Annotated in this window: 14 protein-coding genes and 1 tRNA gene; 8 read left to right on the forward strand and 7 right to left on the reverse strand. The window is 73.2% G+C overall.

Annotation, left to right across the window (positions count from 1 at the left end):
• Nucleotide 1 precedes the first annotated feature (1 nt).
• From IF01_RS0106865 to IF01_RS0106880, 4 genes are all read right to left on the reverse strand, one after another.
• Nucleotides 2–1,288 carry an HTTM domain-containing protein gene (locus IF01_RS0106865; RefSeq protein ID WP_157855173.1) on the reverse strand — a complete coding sequence of 429 codons (1,287 nt, stop codon included), beginning with the start codon at nt 1,286–1,288 and terminating at the stop codon, nt 2–4.
• A gap of 47 nt (nt 1,289–1,335) precedes the next feature.
• Nucleotides 1,336–1,995, reverse strand: coding sequence for a DUF5819 family protein (locus tag IF01_RS0106870; protein WP_037779183.1), 660 nt, complete (start codon nt 1,993–1,995; stop codon nt 1,336–1,338).
• A gap of 94 nt (nt 1,996–2,089) precedes the next feature.
• Nucleotides 2,090–2,395 (reverse strand): hypothetical protein, encoded by a 306-nt coding sequence (locus IF01_RS48105; protein WP_030392389.1) that lies wholly within the window; start codon nt 2,393–2,395, stop codon nt 2,090–2,092.
• A gap of 50 nt (nt 2,396–2,445) precedes the next feature.
• Complete coding sequence (locus IF01_RS0106880) at nt 2,446–3,606, reverse strand: rhodanese-like domain-containing protein (protein ID WP_063764156.1); 1,161 nt, start codon at nt 3,604–3,606, stop codon at nt 2,446–2,448.
• Nucleotides 3,607–3,872: 266 nt separating this feature from the next.
• Between IF01_RS0106880 and IF01_RS0106885 the strand changes: the two genes are divergently transcribed.
• Entirely contained in the window at nt 3,873–6,665 is a 2,793-nt protein-coding gene (locus tag IF01_RS0106885; protein ID WP_078879780.1) for an ATP-binding SpoIIE family protein phosphatase, read from the forward strand.
• A 109-nt stretch (nt 6,666–6,774) separates the two neighbouring features.
• Here the strand turns inward: IF01_RS0106885 and IF01_RS48110 are convergent, their stop codons facing one another.
• Together IF01_RS48110 and IF01_RS0106895 are read right to left on the reverse strand one after the other, a co-directional pair.
• Nucleotides 6,775–7,542: a hypothetical protein gene (locus tag IF01_RS48110; RefSeq protein WP_157855174.1), complete on the reverse strand. Its 768-nt coding sequence runs from the start codon at nt 7,540–7,542 to the stop codon at nt 6,775–6,777.
• A 218-nt stretch (nt 7,543–7,760) separates the two neighbouring features.
• On the reverse strand, nt 7,761–9,530 hold the full coding sequence (locus IF01_RS0106895; protein ID WP_051755023.1) for a phosphatidylglycerol lysyltransferase domain-containing protein: 1,770 nt from the start codon (nt 9,528–9,530) through the stop codon (nt 7,761–7,763).
• Nucleotides 9,531–9,828: 298 nt separating this feature from the next.
• Between IF01_RS0106895 and IF01_RS0106900 the strand changes: the two genes are divergently transcribed.
• Entirely contained in the window at nt 9,829–10,542 is a 714-nt protein-coding gene (locus IF01_RS0106900; protein ID WP_051740584.1) for a response regulator transcription factor, read from the forward strand.
• Nucleotides 10,539–11,678: a sensor histidine kinase gene (locus IF01_RS0106905; protein ID WP_030392395.1), complete on the forward strand. Its 1,140-nt coding sequence runs from the start codon at nt 10,539–10,541 to the stop codon at nt 11,676–11,678. Before IF01_RS0106900 ends, IF01_RS0106905 begins: the two co-directional genes overlap by 4 nt.
• 121 nt (nt 11,679–11,799) lie before the next feature.
• Here the strand turns inward: IF01_RS0106905 and IF01_RS0106910 are convergent.
• Nucleotides 11,800–11,883: transfer RNA gene (locus IF01_RS0106910), tRNA-Leu, on the reverse strand.
• A 418-nt stretch (nt 11,884–12,301) separates the two neighbouring features.
• Here IF01_RS0106910 and IF01_RS0106915 point away from each other — a divergent pair.
• The 5 genes from IF01_RS0106915 (at nt 12,302) to IF01_RS0106935 (ending at nt 18,544) form a co-directional block, all read left to right on the forward strand.
• Entirely contained in the window at nt 12,302–13,177 is an 876-nt protein-coding gene (locus IF01_RS0106915; protein ID WP_030392396.1) for an FHA domain-containing protein, read from the forward strand.
• Between the two features lie 13 nt (nt 13,178–13,190).
• Nucleotides 13,191–13,727, forward strand: a complete 537-nt coding sequence (locus IF01_RS0106920) for an FHA domain-containing protein FhaB/FipA (RefSeq protein ID WP_030392397.1) — start codon at nt 13,191–13,193, stop codon at nt 13,725–13,727.
• Nucleotides 13,728–13,780: 53 nt separating this feature from the next.
• Entirely contained in the window at nt 13,781–15,475 is a 1,695-nt protein-coding gene (locus IF01_RS0106925) for a PP2C family protein-serine/threonine phosphatase (protein ID WP_030392398.1), read from the forward strand.
• A gap of 145 nt (nt 15,476–15,620) precedes the next feature.
• Nucleotides 15,621–17,090, forward strand: a complete 1,470-nt coding sequence (locus IF01_RS0106930; protein ID WP_078879734.1) for an FtsW/RodA/SpoVE family cell cycle protein — start codon at nt 15,621–15,623, stop codon at nt 17,088–17,090.
• Complete coding sequence (locus IF01_RS0106935; RefSeq protein ID WP_030392400.1) at nt 17,087–18,544, forward strand: peptidoglycan D,D-transpeptidase FtsI family protein; 1,458 nt, start codon at nt 17,087–17,089, stop codon at nt 18,542–18,544. Before IF01_RS0106930 ends, IF01_RS0106935 begins: the two co-directional genes overlap by 4 nt.
• Nucleotides 18,545–18,795: the final 251 nt, after the last annotated feature.

The following is an 18,795-nucleotide window of genomic DNA, read 5'->3' on the forward strand; positions in this document are numbered from 1 at the left end:
GTCAGCTTAGTGGTGCCCTCCGCAGCCGGATCCGCGCGACCCGCGCCCCGGCCCAGCACAGCGCCGCCGTCGGCAGGAAGACCGCGTCCGCCGCGATCATCGCCAGCGAGAACACCGGCAGCCCGAGCAGTACGGCGATCCCGACGTGCTCCGCCATCATCACCACCAGCAGCGCGTTCTTGACCCTCCGGTCGACCAGCGTGAACGGGAAGCCGACCTGGAGCAGCACCGTCCCGTAGGAGATCAGGAACACCGGCAGCAGCGCGCCGCCGACCAGCCCGGACAGTGCGGGCCAGGGCGTGAAGTAGTCCAGGTGCAGCGGGTAGTAGAGCGCGGTGCCGTCCTGCCAGCGCGAGCCCTGCACCTTGTACCAGCCGGCCGTGGCGTAGATCAGCACCACCTCGACGGCGATCACCAGCATCGCGCAGTTGTGCACCATGGTCGCGAGCGCGTCCAGCACCGCCCGGGTCTCGCCCTCGGGTGCCAGCCGCTCGGCCAGCCACCACAGCCCGGCCACCGCCCACAGCCCCCAGAACAGCGGCGCCCAGCCGACGTACGGGAACCCGGGGGTCGTCCAGTCCAGGCTGGCCCCGGAGAAGCCGCCCAGCTGACAGACCAGCAGCAGCGCTCCGAGCAGCGTCCAGAGCGGCACCCCGCTCCGCCCGGAGTCCCCCCGGCGGGCGTCCAGCGACCACACCTCGGCGCACCGGGTGAAGACCAGGTAGATCGCCATCAGGTGGACGATGTTGTCGCCGCCGTCGCCGAGGAAGACATTGCGGTTCTGCAACGACAGCACGGTGACCAGGAACAGCACCGTGCTCGCCCTGGTCCGCCAGCCGAGCAGGACGGCCAGCGCGGCCAGCACCGCCAGGTGGTAGACCAGCTCGAACCAGAGCCGTCCGCCGAACCAGGGCAGCACGGTCAGCGCCCCGTTGTCGGCCAGCAGCCGCTGGGCCAGGTCGGCCGACCAGGGCGAGGTGTCGCCGTACAGCAGCCGCCGGTTGGGCCACTCCCGCAGCAGGTAGGCCAGCCAGACCAGTCCGAAGCCGATCCGCACCGTCGCCGCCTGGTACCGCCCCAGCACCTGGCCGGTGAACACCGCGACCGCCCGCCGGGCGAGCCCGGCCGGCCCGGGCCACCGAACACGGGCGGGCGCGCCGGGCGCCTCCGGGCCGGGCTGCCGGGGGATCCCGGCCACCACCACCGCCGCCGCCAACGCCGCCCCGGCCGCGTCCCCGGACGTCCCGGCCGTACCAGCCGCGGCAGCCGCCTCGGTCACGTCAGTCACATCGGTCACATCGGTCACTTCGCCCGAGCCGCCGGGCACCGCCGCGCTCACCGCAGCCCCCGCAGGTCCCCGGCCTTCACCGGCCACCACGGCAGCTCCCGCACCTTCGGCGCGGCGGGCGCCGCCTCCTCGCTCCACGCCGGCGGCGCGACCGTCGTACTGGTCACCCGCAGCTCGACCGCCACCACCGGCCGCCCGTCCACGCTCGGGCCGATCCGCTGCACCGCGATCCGCTTCAGGTACTCCTCGGCGAGCGTGCCGCGCGGATTGGTCGTCGACTCGTCCTGGGCGCTGTGCGAGCCGTCGTAGAAGTCCCACGCGCGCCGCAGCAGGTTCTGGTCCGCGTGGCTGGGCGCCGGATTGCCCCGGATCGCGGCGATGTCCTGCGCGGTCAGCCCGACCCACTCGTGGACCCGCGCCTCCCCGTCCGGTGTTTCGGTGCGCACCCGGGCGTCCACGGCGATGTTCTGCTGCAGCGGATTGGGCGCGAACAGCTTCCAGTTCTGTTCGAACTCCGGGTAGATCAGGCCGTCCACCTGCTCCCGGTACTCCCGGGACAGCGAATTGGCGGGCGCCACATGCAGGAAGACCGCGCCGAGGAACAGCCCGGTGGCGCCGGTCAGCAGGGCTCCCGCCGCGCCCAGGACGACCCGCGCGGGCGCCGACCAGGGCCGGCGGACGGGCGGCGGGTCCGTACTCTCGGCCATGAACTCCCCCGGGGACGGGTGGGGCCGGCACCGCGCCGGCCCGGTCGCGCGCCCATCCTGCCCTACTCCCCGGGGCGGACGGATCCCCCCGGCCTCAGCCGATCCGCTCCGGCGCCGGCCCCGGCTCCGGCTCCGGCACCGCCTCCTGCGCCGCGAGCAGCGCCCGCCGCCGCCGGCGCAGCACCGGCACCGCGATCAGCAGCAGCAGCCCGCCGACCGCGGCGGCCGCGATGGCCGCCACCGAGTGGCCGGCCGCCAGCAGCAGCTGGCCGGCCACCTCGACCACCAGCGCCGACCCCGACACCAGCAGCACCGAGCGCCGCAGTGCCGCGAGCGCCGCGGCGACCTCGGCCGGCACCTCCTCGGCCCCGGCCGACCGCGTCCCGCTCTCCCCGCTCATGCTTCCCCCCGTCGTTCGCTCCCCCGAGAAACGCCCTGCAGAAGGACGCCCTACAGGACGAAGGCGTCCTGCCCGCCGCTGCTCACCATCGGGCGGCCGGCGCCGTCCCAGGCGTACATGCCGCCGTCGACGTTGACCGCCTCCCGGCCGTTCTGCACCAGGTACTGGACGACCTGCGCGGAGCGCCCGCCGACCCGGCAGAGCACGTACAGCTTCTCGTCCGGCAGCTCGCCGAGCCGGGCGACGACCTCGCCGATCGGGATGTGCAGCGCGCCCGCCACGTGTCCGGCGTCCCACTCGTCCTGTTCCCGGACGTCCAGCAGGGCGGCGTCGGCGGGCACGGCGGCGGCGTCGATGGTGGGGATCTGCGCGAACATCGTCTGGTTCTCCTGGGCTTCGGGATCGGCGCCGTCATTGTCCCCCACCGGACGGCCGCCGAGCAGCCCCTCCAGCTCGGCCTGCTGGGCGGCGGCCCTGGCCAGCAGCTGCTCGGCCAGCTCGGCCAGCAGCCCGTCCGGGTCCTGCGGGGCCAGCGCGAGCAGCTCGCCCATCGCGCTGCGCTCCAGCCGGACCTGCTCGGCGGCCAGCTCGCCGATCCGCCCGGTCAGCCACTCCAGCCGGCGGCGCAGCCAGCCCAGCCGGTCGGGGGAGTCGGCCGCCGGCGCGGCCTCGGGTGCGGTGGACCACTCGGCGGACAGCGCCTCCAGGGCGCCGGTGTCGCCGTACGCGTAGGCCTCGTTGACCCGGGCCAGGAACGCCGCCCGGCGCTCCTGCTCGGCCGGGTCGGTGGACAGGTCGGGGTGGGCCCGGCGCACCAGCTCGCGGTAGATCCGCTGGGCGTCCCGGCCGGGGCGCACCCGGACCGGTGCGGGCGGCGGCGGGGCGTCCTCCTGCGCCTGGACGCTGTCGAACAGCGCGTCCAGGTCCGGCATGTCGTCGACCCGCTGCCGGGCCTCGTGGGCCCGCCGGAGGTCCTCCGGGAGCCCGGTGCGGGCGGCCACGGCCTCGGCCAGCAGCGCGTCCAGCTCGTCCAGCCGGGCGTAGAGCGGACCGAGCAGCTGGTGGTGGATCAGCGCGAAGTTGTCGATCTCGACGCGCAGTGTCCGCACGTCGACGTCCATGGTCAGCCAGGCGAGTTCGGCGGCCTCGACCCGCTCCTCCAGCTCCCCCTGCTGCGGATCCGTCCAGCGGACGGGGATCTGCGCGGTCACCTCTGGCCTCCGTCTCCTGCGGTCCGGTGCGGGGCCGGCCGGGCCCGTGCTGCGACCCTACCGTCCGGGCCGGGCCCGGCCTGCGGGCCGGACGGGGAGTGCGGAGGGGCGCACGGCGTGTGACACGCAACTGATACCGAGGAATCTCCCCGTTTCGCTATCGAGTCCCGGCCCGTCCGTGCTTCGCTGGTATCCGCACAGCATGCCTTCCTCCGGAGAACCGGCCGTCTCCAGGCGTGGCGGCCAGGCGGGAGCAGACCGAATCCATGGTGGACGACCCAAACTCCACACCGCGTCCGACGGGCACCGCTCCGGAGCCCGGCACCGCACCGGGCGACCAGTCCTCGGGGGTGGTCGCCCTGGTCCGGCTCGCCGTCGTGCTGGTCGACCGCGAGGGGCGGATCGCCCAGTGGAGCCGGGCCGCCGAGGAGCTGTTCGGACACCGCGCCGAGGCCGTCCACGACCGGCCGGCCGCCGGCCTGCTGCCCGCCGCCGAGCCGCGCAGCGTGCCGGGACAGGCCGGGCCGGGTGCCACCGGCCGCCGCCGCGACGCCTTCACCACCCTCGCCGAGCTGACCTCGGACGGCGCCGCCTGGGCCGGGCAGCTGCCCGTGGTCGACCGCGAGGAGCACCTGCGGGACGTGCTCTGGTGGGCCTACCCGCTGGAGGTCCCGACCGGCCGGCTGCTGGCGCTGGCCGCCGACGCCCGCCCGCTGCGCTCCGCCGGACCCCGGCTGGCGCTCGGCGAGCGGCTGCTGCCGTTCGCCGCCGCTCCGGGCGCCCTGGGCGGCTTCCACCGGCTCTCCGCCGCGCTGGGCGCCGCCGGCCGCCCGGTACCCGGGACGCTCGCCGCCGTACTGCCCGGCACCGCCGAACGCCGCGGACCGCTGCTGGCCGCGCTCACCCGGGCCGGACTGCCGGCCCTGCGGCTGGACCCGAGCACCGTGCTGCCGCTGCACCCGGCCGACCCGGCGGCCGGCACCGCCCACGCGGCGGCCGGCATCGGCCGCCGCTACCCGACCGCGCAGCAGCGCACCGCCCGGCTCGGCCCGCCGGCCCCGCCCGAGCCGTCCGCGCCCGGACGCCGTCCTGCCGCCGCCCCGACGCCCGCTCCGCTGCCCGCCCAGCGCGAGGCCGCGGCCGCACCGGCCGCCGCGGACCGGGCCGCCCGCTCCGACCGTCCCGGGGGCGAGCTCACGGCCGGCGGCGTCCCGGCCCCGCCGAGAGGAGGCACCACCATCGAGCAGACCGCCGTCGGAGCGTCCGCCAACGGACACCGGCTCCACCCGGGCGACCCGGCGCCGCCGACCGCACCGACCCCCGTCCCCGTCCCAGTCCCCGTCCCCGTCCCCGCGGCCCCGCCCGGAGCGCCGACCGGCCGGTTCGGCCCGTTCCTGACCAACGGCCACGCCGGCGAGCAGCTGGCCCTGCTCAACGAGGTCGGCGGCAAGGTCGGCACCACCCTGGACCTCGGCTTCACCGCCCACGAGCTGTGCCGGGTGCTCGTCCCCCGGGTCGCCGACTTCGCCTGCGTCGACCTCGTGGACGGCCTGATCTCCGACTCCGAGCTGCCCGCGGCCCGCCCCGACGACGACACGATGCTGCGCCGGGTCGCCCTGGCCCGCAACGAGTCCGCCGGCCAGTGGGACCACGTGCTCGCCGAGGGCTCGCTGGTCGCCATGCCCCGCCGCACCCCGCCCGGCATGGCACTCCAGCTGAACCAGCCGGTGCTGGTCCCGGTGGTCACCCGGGACGTCGCGGTCGACTACGCCGCCGCGCTCGGCGGCCCCGAGCTGGTCCCGGTGGTGTCCGGCCGCTCGATGCTGGTGGTGCCGCTCTCCGCCCGCGGCACCGTGCTCGGCATCCTCAAACTGCTCCGGCTCCCGGACCGGGACCCGTTCGACGAGGGTGACGCCGCGACCCTCAAGGAGCTGGCCGCCAGGGCCGCGCTGTCGCTCGACAACGCCCGGCTGCACCGGGCCGAGTCCCGGGTCGCCACCACCCTCCAGCGCTCGATGATCCCGACCCGCCCGCCGCAGATCCCCGGCGTCCAGATCGCCCACCGCTACCTGCCCGGCGACTCCCGGGCCGAGGTCGGCGGCGACTGGTTCGACGCGATCCAGCTGCCCGGCAGCCGGGTCGCGCTGGTGGTCGGCGACGTCATGGGCCACGGCATCCACTCGGCCGCCGCGATGGGCCGCTTCCGCACCGCGATGCAGACCCTGGCCGCGCTCGACCTGCCGCCCGGCCAGCTGCTGCGCCATCTGGACAACCTGGCCCACAAGCTCGGCGACGACCATCTCGCCACCTGCCTGTACGCGGTCTACGACCCGATCAACCGGACCTGCGAGCTGGCCAGCGCCGGCCATGTGCCACCGGTCCTGGTCCACCCGGACGGCACCGGCGAGCTGCTGGAGATCCCGGCCGGCGCCCCGATCGGCGTCGGCGGGGTGCCGTTCGTCGCCAAGACCATCGACGTCTCGGACGGCTCGATGCTGGTGCTCTGCACCGACGGACTGGTCGAGGTGCGGGGCGGTGACATAGGAGCGGGGCTGGCCGCGCTCTGCGGCAATCTGATCGACCCCCGGCAGAGCCCGGAGGAGGCCTGCGACGTGGTCCTGGACCGGTTGCACTCCGACGACCGCAAGGACGACGTCGCGCTGCTGGTGGCCCGCTTCGACGGGGTCGCGCCGAGCGAAGTCGCCACCTGGGACCTCACCGTCGACCAGCGCGAGGTCGGCCGGGCCCGCGCCCTGGTCCGCGAGCAGCTGGCCGCCTGGCACCTGGAGTCGATCGGCGACACCGTCGTGCTGCTGGTCAGCGAGCTGGTCACGAACGCGGTCCGGGTGGCCCGGGACCGGGTCCAGCTCCAGCTGATCCGGGTGGACAAGCTGCTGGTCGAGGTCAGCGACGACAACCACAACCTGCCGTCGCTGGAGCCCGCCGAACAGCTCGGCGAGACCGGCCGCGGCCTCACCCTGGTCACCAAGCTCGCCGAACGCTGGGGCACCGCCCGCAAGGCGGTCGGCAAGGTCGTCTGGTTCGAACTGCCGCTCTGAACACCCCGCACACCGCACGCAGCGAAGCCGTGCAGCCGTGCAGCCGTGCACGACAGGAGCCCGCGGACCGGACGGTCCGCGGGCTCCTCGTCCGTACTGTTCGGCCCCGCTACGGCACGGCCGCGCCGGCCGGGGTGCGGCGGCGGACGTCCGCGGCCGCCGCCTCCAGCGAGGCGGTGGCCGTCGACACCACGGCCGCCGCGCCGACCCCGGCCAGCACCCGCGGCCAGAAGTCCCCGAACACCTCCACCGAGACCGCGATCAGCAGCGCCGCTATCACCGCGACCACATGCTCCATCCCGGCCAGGTTCGGCAGCACGATCGCCTCGCCGACCATCGTCGCCACGACCAGCCCGGCCGTGAACCAGGCCCGGCAGCGGAACGCGATGCAGATCGCCAGCGCCACCACCGCGGCCGAGGGGCCGGTGTCCCGCACGTGCGCGACCCACTTCGGGAAGCCGAAGACGTGGTCCGGGCCGATCGCCACCCCGACCCGGGCGAACAGCGTCCCGGCGATGGTGCAGGTGTAGGCGACCACCAGGGTCAGCTTCCGGCCGAGCACGATCTCGGCGATGCCGAAGACCACGAAGACCTGCGCCAGCGCCCCCCACACCGGCAGGTCCAGGGCCGGCACGTACAACGACAGCGGCGTGCGCAGCAGCGAGACGTCCAGCGGCAGCGCCGCCTTGACGACGCCGATCCTGGTGACGAAGTGCTCGCCACCGGGAAGGTGCTGGACGATGCTGAACAGCAGGATCAGGCAGGTCGCCGCGGTGGCCAGTGGAACGGCCGCGAACTTCTTCCGCGCGACCTGCTCCCGGACCGTCCCGAACAGCGCTCCCCACTCGGCGACAGCGGCCTCTTTGGCAATAGCCACCGGCCCCTTTCGCACGCCCCCCGCGTGGGTCCTCCGCATCACAACCGGTTCTCCGATTCCCCGTTGGCGCAAGCGCCCTCTCGACTACCTCCACATTAGAAGCCGGTTAACGAATCCACATCGGCAATTGTGCGGATCCGAGTCATCCTCCAGGGGGAGAAACAACCATGAGATCCCCCCGGACGGCGGCCCGGCTCCCTCCGCCCCCCGGCGGAGGGCTACCCCTTCCCGTCCTGTGCCGCCACCGGCACCCGGGGCTCCGCGCCGGACGGCCCCTGGTGCCGGCGACGGAACAGCGCGGGCAGGCTCGGCGCGGTGATGAAGCCCTCGGCCCGGGCACTGGCGATGCCGATCCGCGGAATCTCGCTGCTCTTCTCGAACAGCAGATAGCGCGGCTCCCAGATCGGCCGGTACTTGGCGTTGGCGCGGTAGAGCGATTCGATCTGCCACCAGCGAGAGAAGAAGCCGAGTACGGAGCGCCAGAGCCGCAGCACCGGTCCCGCCCCGAGCTTGGAGCCCCGCTCGAAAACGGAACGGAACATGGCGAAGTTCAGCGAGACCCTGGCCAGGTTCACCTCACGGGCGCGCTGCAGGAGTTCGATCACCATGAACTCCATCAGGCCGTTCTCGGTGTCCCTGGCCCGGCGCATGAGGTCCAGCGACAGCCCGTCCGCACCCCACGGCACGAAGCTGAGCAGGGCCTTCAGCTCGCCCTCGCCGTCGTGGCACTCCAGCATCACGCAGCGCCCGTCGCCCGGGTCGCCGAGCCGGCCCAGCGCCATCGAGAAGCCGCGCTCGGTCGCGCCGTCGCGCCACTGGTCGGCCTTGGCCACCAGCTCGGCCATCTCGTACTCGGGGATCTCCTCGTGCCGGCGGATCCGCACCGTGTAGCCGGCCCGCTTGACCCGGTTGTACGCCTGGCGCACCACCCGCATCGCCCGGCCGTCCAGCGAGAACTCGTCGAGTTCGACGATCGCCTCGTCACCCAGCTCCAGCGCGTCCAGCCCGTGCCGGGCGTAGATCACCCCGGCCTCCTCGGAGGCGCCCATCACGGCCGGCGCCCAGGCGTGCTCGCGGGCCTCGGTCAGCCAGGCGTCGATCGCTCCGGGCCAGGCCTCGGGGTCGCCGATCGGGTCGCCGGAGGCCAGCGAGACGCCGCCGACCACCCGGTAGGTGACCGCCGCCTTGCCGCTCGGCGAGAACATCACCGCCTTGTCCCGGCGCAGCGCGAAGTAGCCCAGCGAGTCCCGCTCGCCCTGCTTCTCCAGCAGCCCCCGGAGCCGCTCCTCGTCCTCGACGGTGAGCAGCTCCGTGTTCCGCGGGCTGCGGAAGGCCACGTACAGGACCAGCAGGAAGAGCACCGCGCCCATGGCGTTGATGACCGCGTTCACCCAGGTCGGCGCGTCGATGACGGAGCGCAGGTGCTCGGAGGGGGTGATGGTGATCATCCGGCCGACCGAGTAGCGGAACATGTCCCAGAAGTCGGCGGCGCCGTGCAGGTTGTTGGTGAGGGCGACCAGGGCAGCGCCGACCACGCCGCCGAAGCCCAGGCCGGCCACGAAGGTGGCGGCGGCGGTCTTCGGGTTGGAGCTGTCGCCCTTGGAGGTGAACTCCTTCCGGCCGACCAGCAGTGCCAGGACGAACCCGCAGGTCAGCACGGTGGAGACATAGTTCAGCGGGTGCTTGGTGAAGCCCCCGTCGGGCAGCGTCATGGCGAGCAGGTAGAGCACCGCGAACAGGCCGGCCAGCGCGGTGTTGAAGATCCACGCGGCCCGCTTGCGGCGCCGCATCGCGATCGCCAGGAAGACCGAGAGCACCGCGCTGCTCAGCCCGGCGGTCATCAGGTACGGCGTGAAGTACTCGCCCTCGTTGTGCGTCTCGACCTGGTCGCGGAACGGCGCCAGGAGCACGGTGACGAGGTTCAGCAGCGCGATCAGCCGCAGGTACCAGACGGTCGCCGTGGCGGCGCGCGGGCGCCAGCGCGCCATGAGGGCGCCGGACCCGGACCCGGATCCGGTGGGGGAGGTGGACGGCTCCGGCTTCACAGTGGACGACACAGCTCAATTCCAAACGATCAGATGGTGGGCCGCATCCGCACGCGACCCGGCCGGCCACCCACCCCGGCCGCGGACCGACCGTACGGCAGCCGATTCCAATCGTTCCCCACCGCCGGTGAGAATCGCGTGAACCAGGTAGCGGATTCACACCCCCGCCGTTCGGCGGGGGTTGCTCCAGGAGGCCGGGCCCGGCGAAGCCGCCGGTCAGGCCCTACTCTCGATTCCAGTCATGCGGACCGGCCCGACCCGTCCGCCGAACCGAGGAGTGACCATCACCACCACCCGCGTGCTGATCGTGGACGACGAGATCCTGGTCCGGTCCGGGCTGGGCCTCATCGTCGGCTCCGCCCCCGACCTGGAGGTGGTCGGCGACTGCTCGGGCGCGCAGACCGAGGAGTACGTCCGGCGGCTGCGTCCGCACGTGGTGCTGCTGGACATCCGGATGCCCGACCTGGACGGCATCTCGGTGCTCCGCCGGCTGCGGGCGCTGCCCGATCCGCCGGCCGTGGCGATGCTGACCACCTTCGACACCGAGGAGCACATCGGCACCGCGCTGCGGGCCGGCGCCTCCGGCTTCCTCCTCAAGGACACCGCCCCGGACCAGTTGGTGCACGCCGTCCGGGTGCTCGCGGCGGGCGGCAACATCCTCTCCCCGACCGTGACCCGCACCGTGATCGGCGGCTACGTGGACGGCGGCGGCCCGGACGCCGAGGCGGCGACCCTGGCCCGCACCCTGACCGGCCGGGAGCTGGACGTGCTGGCGCTGCTGGGCGAGGGCCTGTCCAACGCCGAGATCGCCGACCGGCTGTTCCTCGGCACCGGCACGGTGAAGGACCACATCAGCGCGATCCTCGGCAAGCTCGGCGCCGCCAACCGGGTCCAGGCGGCCGTCGTCGCCCACCGGGCCGGACTGGTCCGGCCGAAGCCGAGCGACGGGGCATGAGCGACCCCTCTCCCGCACGACGCCTTCCGGCCGGGTTCACCGCGCCCTGGCTGATGATCCTGCTGCCCGCCGTCTACTCCCTGGTGGACGCCGCCCTGGTGGCCCGCGGCGCCCCGCTCTGGCAGACCCTGCTGTCGGTCCTGGCCGCCGTGGCGCTGCTGTGGCGGCGCCGCTTCCCGGTCACCGTGCTGCTGCTGACGATGCCCGGCAGCTATCTCGACGACATCTGGCTCGCCCCGATCACCGCCGTCTACACGGTCGCGGCCGAACGCCCGCACTCCCGGGTGGTGATCCCCTGCGCCTCGCTCTTCGCGCTGGTGGAGTTCTTCCACTGGCCGCTCTCCGAGCAGTCCTTCGAGCCGACCCGGGACACCGCGCTGTACGCCATCCAGTCCGTGATGCTCGCGGCGGGACCGGCCGCCACCGGACTGCTGTCCCGGACCAGGCGCGAGCTGGCGGCCCGGCTGGACGAGCTCACCCGGGGCCAGGCCCGGGAGAGCCGGCTGCTGGCCGACCGGGTGCTCAGCGAGGAGCGCGGACGGCTCGCCCGGGAGATGCACGACGTGGTCTCGCACCAGGTCAGTCTGATCAGCATCCAGGCGGGCGCGCTCCAGGTGTCCACCACCGACCCGGCGGCCTCGGGTGCCGCGGCGACCATCCGCGAACTGTCCGTGCGCACCCTGGAGGAGCTGCGGCAGATGGTCGGCGTCCTGCGGGCCGGCGGGCCGAGGACCGGCGCGCCGCTGGCCCCGCAGCCCAGGCTGGCCGATCTGCCGCGGCTGATCGAGGAGAGCGGACTGGCCGCCGACACCGAGCTCGCCCCGGGCGACCGCCCCTGGCCGGAGGCGGTCGAGCGGGCCGCCTACCGCACCGTCCAGGAGGCGCTCACCAACATCACCAAGTACGCGCCGCAGGCCGCGGTGCACGTCCGGATCCGGGCCCGGGGCCGGCGGCTGCGGGTCGAGGTCCGCAACGACGCCCCGCCGGTCCGCCCGGACCGGATCCTGCCCGGCGGCGGCCACGGCCTGGTCGGCCTGCGCGAACGCGCCCAGCTGCTCGGCGGCTCGCTCGACGCCGGCCCGACCGCGGACGGCGGCTTCGAGGTCCGCGCCGACCTCCCGGCGCCCTCGTCCTGAACCGGGGCGGCCCTGCCGGACCGGGGCCGGCGCCCGGGAAGCCGCAGCCGGTGCCGGTGCCCGGTCCGGCACCGGGGAACAAAAAAGCCCCGCAGATCCGAAGATCTGCGGGGCTTCGCTGTGCGCGAGGGGGGAGTTGAACCCCCACGCCCTTTCGGGCACTGGAACCTGAATCCAGCGCGTCTGCCTATTCCGCCACCCGCGCATGGGTGTTTTCACCGCTTGCCGGTCGATCAGCCGATCCGCTCGGTACCATGTGGCCTTCGCGTTTCTTCGATCGGGCCGCCCGGTGGGCGCCCCTTCCGACATGCAAAACAGTAGCACGACCTGCGGGTCACCTCCGAATCCGTTCCCGGGGGAGGCGGAGCGCATCCGAACGGATGCCCGGCGAACAGGCGAGCGAGGGATGGCGGGCCCGCCGGGCGGGTAGCCCTGGCATGCTGCCGCCCGCATGCGTCACCCTGTGTGTCCGAGCCCACCCCCGGGCACCACGTGGTCCGGGAACCGTACGGATGGCCCCGGCGTGGATACGATCAGTACGGAAGTACCGCAAGTAGGCGCGACCGGCTCCCCCCGGAAACCGGTCGGCAGGCAGGCGAACGAACCCTGGAAGGGGGTGCCCCATGGGAGTGCTGAAGAAGTTCGAGCAGCGACTTGAGGGTCTCGTCAACGGCACCTTCGCCAAGGTGTTCAAGTCCGAGGTCCAGCCCGTGGAGATCGCCGGAGCGCTGCAGCGCGAGTGCGACAACAACGCGAGCATCTGGAACCGCGAGCGGACCGTCGTGCCCAACGACTTCATCGTCGAACTCAGCCCGCACGACCACGAGCGGCTGAGCCCCTACTCCGGGCAGCTGGGCAACGAGCTCGCCGGCATGGTCCGCGAGTACGCCGAGGCCCAGCGCTACACCTTCATGGGCCCGCTCCAGGTGAACCTGGAGAAGGCCGACGACCTCGACACCGGCCTGTACCGGGTGCGCAGCCGCACCCTCGCCGCGGAGGAGCCGCAGCAGCAGGCCCCCGCGCAGCCGACCCAGCCCGGCTACGGCCGTCCGCCGGCCGCTCCGGCCCCCGGCGCGCCGTGGCAGCAGGGCGGCGCCCAGTACGCCGCGCCCCCGCCGCCACCGGCCGCGCCTCCCGCGACCCCGCCCGCGCCGACCGCTGCCGCCGGCCCCGCCGGCGGCAATGTGCGCCCCTTCCCGGGCGCCGGCCACGGCACCTCGACGCGCCGCTGGATCGAGGTGAACGGCGCCCGCCACCAGATCTCCGGGAACGCCTGCGTACTGGGCCGCTCCACCGAGGCGGACGTCCGCATCGACGACCCCGGGGTGTCCCGCAAGCACGCCGAGATCCGCCCCGGAACCCCCTCGATGGTGCTGGACCTGGGGTCGACGAACGGCATCGTGGTGGACGGGCAGCACACCCAGCGCGCTACGCTCCGCGACGGCTCTCGAATCGTCGTGGGCTCCACCACCATCGTCTACCGACAGGTCGAAGGGTAGAGCGGGCGCGGTTATGTCAGAACTGACCCTCACGGTCATGCGGCTGGGCTTCCTGGCCGTGCTGTGGCTGTTCGTGATCGTCGCGGTCCAGGTGATCCGCAGCGACCTCTTCGGAACCAGGGTGAACCCCCGGTCCTCCCGCCGGGGCGGCGGTGCCACCGCGGCGGCGCCCGCGGCCGGCGCGGCCGGGCGGGCCCCGCAGGGCCAGCCCCCGGCCGGCGGTCCGCCGACCCAGGGCGGCGGGCGCCGCCGCGGCGCCCCGACCCAGCTGGTCGTGGTCCAGGGCTCCCTGGCCGGGACCACCGTCGCGCTGCAGGGCCAGACCATCACGCTGGGCCGGGCGCACGACTCCACCATCGTGCTGGACGACGACTACGCGTCCTCCCGGCATGCCAGGATCTATCCCGACCAGACTGGGCAGTGGACGGTGGAGGATCTAGGCTCCACCAACGGCACCTATCTGGACCGTCAGCGCCTGACCGCGCCGACCCCGCTCCAGCCGGGCATGCCGATCCGTATCGGCAGGACCGTCATCGAACTGCGGAAGTAGTAGCGCATGAGGGACAGCATCCCGTCCATGACCCAGAGGGGGGCACAGGTCGCATGACCCTGGTGCTGCGCTTCGCCGCCGGCTCCCACAAGGGACTGATCCGGGAGGGGAACGAGGACTCCGGCTACGCCGGCCCGCGGCTGCTCGCCGTGGCCGACGGCATGGGCGGGGCGGCGGCCGGTGAGGTCGCTTCCTCCGAGGTGCTCGGCTCGATCGTCCGCCTGGACGAGGACGTGCCGGGCGCCGACCTGCTGACCCTCCTCGGCGACGCGGTCCAGGGCGCCAACGACCGGCTCCGGCAGATGGTCGAGGAGGACCCGCAGCTCGAAGGCATGGGCTGCACCCTCACCGCGATGCTGTGGACCGGCCAGCGGATGGGCCTGGTCCACGTCGGGGACTCCCGCGCCTACCTGCTGCGGGACGGCTCGCTGGTGCAGATCACCCAGGACCACACCTGGGTGCAGCGGCTGGTCGACGAGGGCCGGATCACTCCGGAGGAGGCCGAGACCCACCCGCAGCGCTCGCTGCTGATGCGCGCGCTGGACGGCCGGGGCCAGGTCGAACCGGACCTGTCGATCCGCGAGGTGCGGGCCGGCGACCGCTATCTGATCTGCTCCGACGGCCTCTCCGGCCCGGTCAGCCACCAGACCCTCCAGGACACCCTGGGCAGCTACTACTCGCCCGAGCAGACCGTGCAGGAGCTGATCCAGCTCGCGCTGCGCGGCGGCGGCCCGGACAACATCACCTGCATCGTCGCGGACGTCCTCGACGTCGGCGCCACGGACACCCTCAGCGGCCGTTTCAACGACGTGCCGGTGGTGGTCGGCGCGGTCGCCGAGACCCCGCCGTCCTCGACCGCCGCGGACCAGTCGATCCGCGACACCCCGGCCGGCCGCGCCGCCGGACTCGGCCGCGGCCCGCAGGGCGCCTTCGGCCCCGCCGAGGGCTACGGCGCCGGCCACCCCGACGCCGGGTTCGGCCCGGCCGGCGGCTACGAGGGCGGCTACCCGGAGGGCGGCGCCGCCGATCCCTCGGTCCACGGGACCGAGGACTACGACGACGACGCGCGCCGGCGGCCCCGGCGCAAGAACCGGGCGCTGGCGTTCTCGCTGGTCGGCCTGGTCACCGTGGGCCTGCTGGGCGCGGGCGGCTTCTTCGGCTACCAGTGGACCCAGAGCCAGTACTACGTCGGCGCCGAGGGCGACCACGTCGCGGTGTTCCAGGGCGTGAACCAGAGCCTGGCCGGACTGAACCTGTCCTCGGTGCACACCCCGTACAAGGACATCGAGCTCAAGTACCTCCCGCAGGACCAGCGCACCCACGTCACCAACACCATCTCGGCGAGCAGCCTCGGCGACGCCGACGACAAGGTGAAGAAGCTGGGCGAGCAGGCCGCGTTCTGCCGCAAGGTCTCCGACGTCCGGGCCGCCGGCGGCCTGACCGCCCCGGGCGGCACCCCGGCGACCGGCCAGCCGACCCAGCAGGCCGCCGCCGGGACGGTGGCGACGCACGCCGGGTTCGTGACGGCGACCACCGCGCCCAGCCCGTCCTCGACCGGACGGGCCCCGGCGGCCGGCGTCCCCACGACCACTCCCAGCCCGACCACTCCGAGTCCGAGCACGCCGAGCACCACCGCCCCGGCCCCCGTACCCAGCCAGGGTGCCGCGGCCCCGGCGGCCCCGCAGAGCGACCTGCCCGGCCTGAGCGACGAGGAGCGGCAGCGCGCCGACTCCTGCCCGAAGCCGTGACGGACGCGACCCCCCGACATAGGCCCGCCCCGCGCGGGCCCGTCCGGCCGTCGGGGAGCGGCCGACCCATGAGTGAGCGAAGCGACAGAGCCATCGAGAAGCGCGTGTGGGCGGATGCCCCGGCCGAGCGGAGCGAGGCGGGAGCATGAGTACCTTCGATGTGAGCAGCGACCCGAACAGCCGGTCCGCCGGCGTGCCGGCCGACCGCGCGTCCTCGCGGCGCCGCCGCAACACCACCATCTCGCCGCAGGCGACGCCGAACCGGCGCAACACCGAGCTGGCGATGCTGGCGTTCGCGGTGCTGCTGCCGGTCCTGGCCTACGCCAACGTGGGCCTGGCGATGGACGACAAGCTGCCCGCCGGGATGCTCGGCTACGGCCTGGGCATGGGCGCGCTCGCGCTGATCGCGCACCTGCTGATGCGGAAGTTCGCGCCGTACGCGGACCCGCTGATGCTGCCGATCGCCACCCTGCTGAACGGGCTCGGCGTGGTGATGATCTGGCGGCTGGACAAGGCCGGCCCGCTGCTGCACAACAACTTCCCGGCCGCCTCCAACCAGCTGATGTGGTCGGGCCTGGGCATCGCGTTCTTCATCGTGGTGATGGTCTTCCTGAAGGACCACCGGGTCCTGCAGCGCTACACCTACATCTCGATGGCGGTGGCCCTGGTGCTGCTCGCCGCGCCGGCGTTCTTCCCGGAGCGCAAGGAGGACCTCGGCGCCAAGATCTGGATCCGGATGGGCGCCTTCTCGATCCAGCCCGGTGAGTTCGCCAAGATCATCCTGACGGTGTTCTTCGCCGGCTACCTGATGGTCAAGCGCGACGCCCTGGCGCTGGCCAGCCGCCGGTTCATGGGCCTGTACCTGCCGCGCGGGCGCGACCTCGGCCCGATCATCGTGATCTGGCTGCTCAGCCTGCTGATCCTGATCTTCGAGAACGACCTCGGCTCGTCCTTCCTGTACTTCGGCCTGTTCGTGGTGATGCTCTACGTCGCCACCGAGCGGACCAGCTGGATCGTGGTCGGCCTGCTGATGTCGATCGGCGGCGCGGTCGCGGTGGCCTCCACCGCCAGCCACGTCAAGACCCGTATCGACGCCTGGCTCAACCCGATGGCCGCCTTCGAGCCGAAGCACCCGCAGGGGGCCACCGAGCAGATCGGCCAGGCGCTGATGTCCTTCGGCTCCGGCGGGGTGACCGGCTCCGGCCTCGGCCAGGGCCGCTCCTGGCTGATCGACTTCGCCGCCAAGAGCGACTTCATCCTCGGTTCCTTCGGCGAGGAGCTCGGCCTCACCGGCATGATGGCGATCTTCATGCTCTACGCCCTGCTGATCCAGCGCGGTCTGCGCACCGCGGTCGCCGCCCGCGACCCCTTCGGCAAGCTCTTCGCGGTCGGGCTCTCCTCCGCGATGGCGCTGCAGGTGTTCGTGGTCGCCGGCGGTGTCACCGGCCTGATCCCGCTGACCGGTATGACCATGCCGTTCCTCGCCCAGGGCGGGTCCTCGGTGGTCGCCAACTGGGCACTGGTCGCGATCCTGCTGAAGATCAGCGACAACGCCCGCCGTCCCGGGGTGGAGCCCACCCCGACGCCCGAGATCCAGGGGGGCACCGCCTCGTGAACAAGCCGATCCGCCGGGTCTCGATCTTCTGCCTCGTGCTGATCCTGGCCCTCATGGTGCGCACCAACTGGGTCCAGGGCGTGCAGGCCGACGCCTGGGCGGGCAACAAGTACAACAAGCGGCAGGTCTACGACCGCTACGCCTACCCGCGCGGCAACATCATCGTCGACGGCCAGCCGATCACCCAGTCCACCTTCGTGGACGGCCTGCGCTACAAGTACAAGCGGTCCTGGACGGACCCGCAGATGTACGCCCCGGTCACCGGCTACTCCTCGCAGGCCTTCGGTGCCAGCCAGCTGGAGCAGCTGGAGGACGGCGTCCTCTCCGGCAGCGACGACCGGCTGTTCTTCCGCAACACCCTGGACATGCTGACCGGGGAGCAGAAGCGCGGCGGCGACGTGGTCACCACGATCAACTCCAAGGCCCAGAAGGCGGCCTTCGAGGGGCTCGGCAACAAGAAGGGCGCGGTCGTCGCGCTCGACCCGAAGACCGGCGCGATCCTGGCCCTGGTCTCCACGCCGTCCTACGACCCGGCGAGCTTCGCGGGCAACGAGTCCACCGACTCCAAGGCCTGGACCGACCTCAACGCCGACCCCAACAAGCCGATGCTCAACCGGGCGCTGCGCGAGACCTACCCGCCCGGCTCGACGTTCAAGCTGGTCACGGCCTCGGCGGCGTTCGAGAACGGCCTCTACCAGAACATCGACGACCAGACCGCGACCCCGGACCCGTACACCCTGCCGGGCACCAACTTCGTGCTGAAGAACGAGTCCGACCGGGAGCAGTGCGGCAACGCCACGATCAAGTCCGGCATGGACCAGTCCTGCAACACCGTCTTCGCCAAGATCGGCGCCGACCTCGGCAAGGACAAGATGCGGGTGCAGGCCGAGAAGTTCGGCTTCAACAGCACCGTGGACACCCCGATCCGGTCCGAGAAGAGCGTCTTCCCGTCCAACTCCACCCCGGACGGCACCGCCCAGGACTCGATCGGCCAGCACGACACCCAGGCCACCCCGCTGCAGATGGCGATGGTCTCCGCGGCGATCGCCAACAACGGCTCGCTGATGCAGCCGTACCTGGTCGCCGAGGAGCGCTCCGCCTCGCTGACCACCATCTCCAAGCACAGCGAGAAGCAGTTCTCGCAGCCGATCAGCCCGGCCACCGCGCAGAAGATGCAGGACCTGATGGTCTCGGTGGTCGAGAACGGCACCGGCAAGAACGCGAAGATCCCGGGTGTCACCGTCGGCGGCAAGACCGGCACCGCCCAGCACGGCGAGGGCAACGCGGGCCTGCCGTTCGCCTGGTTCACCTCCTACGCCAAGGCCTCCGACGGCCGCACGGTCGCGGTCGCGGTGGTCGTCGAGGACGGCTCCAACAACCGTGACGGCATCAGCGGCGGCCGGCTGGCCGCGCCGATCGCGAAGTCCGTGATGCAGGCCGTCCTCGGCAAGTGACGGGAGCCGGGTCGGGAGCCGGGTCGGGAGCCGTGACGGGAGCCCGCGGCGGGTGAGGGAAATGTCACGATCGGCGCCCCCGGTCCGGATACCGGTCTGATATCGGCCTGCGGCCGACTCGGGTCCGGTACGGTCCGACCGGTAGCGTGTCCGCAGCAGCGGGTGTACCCGTTGCCGTCCGTGCGGTGCCGAACCGGTCCTGACCGCAGAACCATCCGGGGCCCGGACGGCGTCACAGGGAGCGTGCGGGG

The organism is Kitasatospora purpeofusca (genome assembly GCF_000718025.1).
Taxonomy (GTDB): Bacteria; Actinomycetota; Actinomycetes; order Streptomycetales; family Streptomycetaceae; genus Kitasatospora; species Kitasatospora purpeofusca.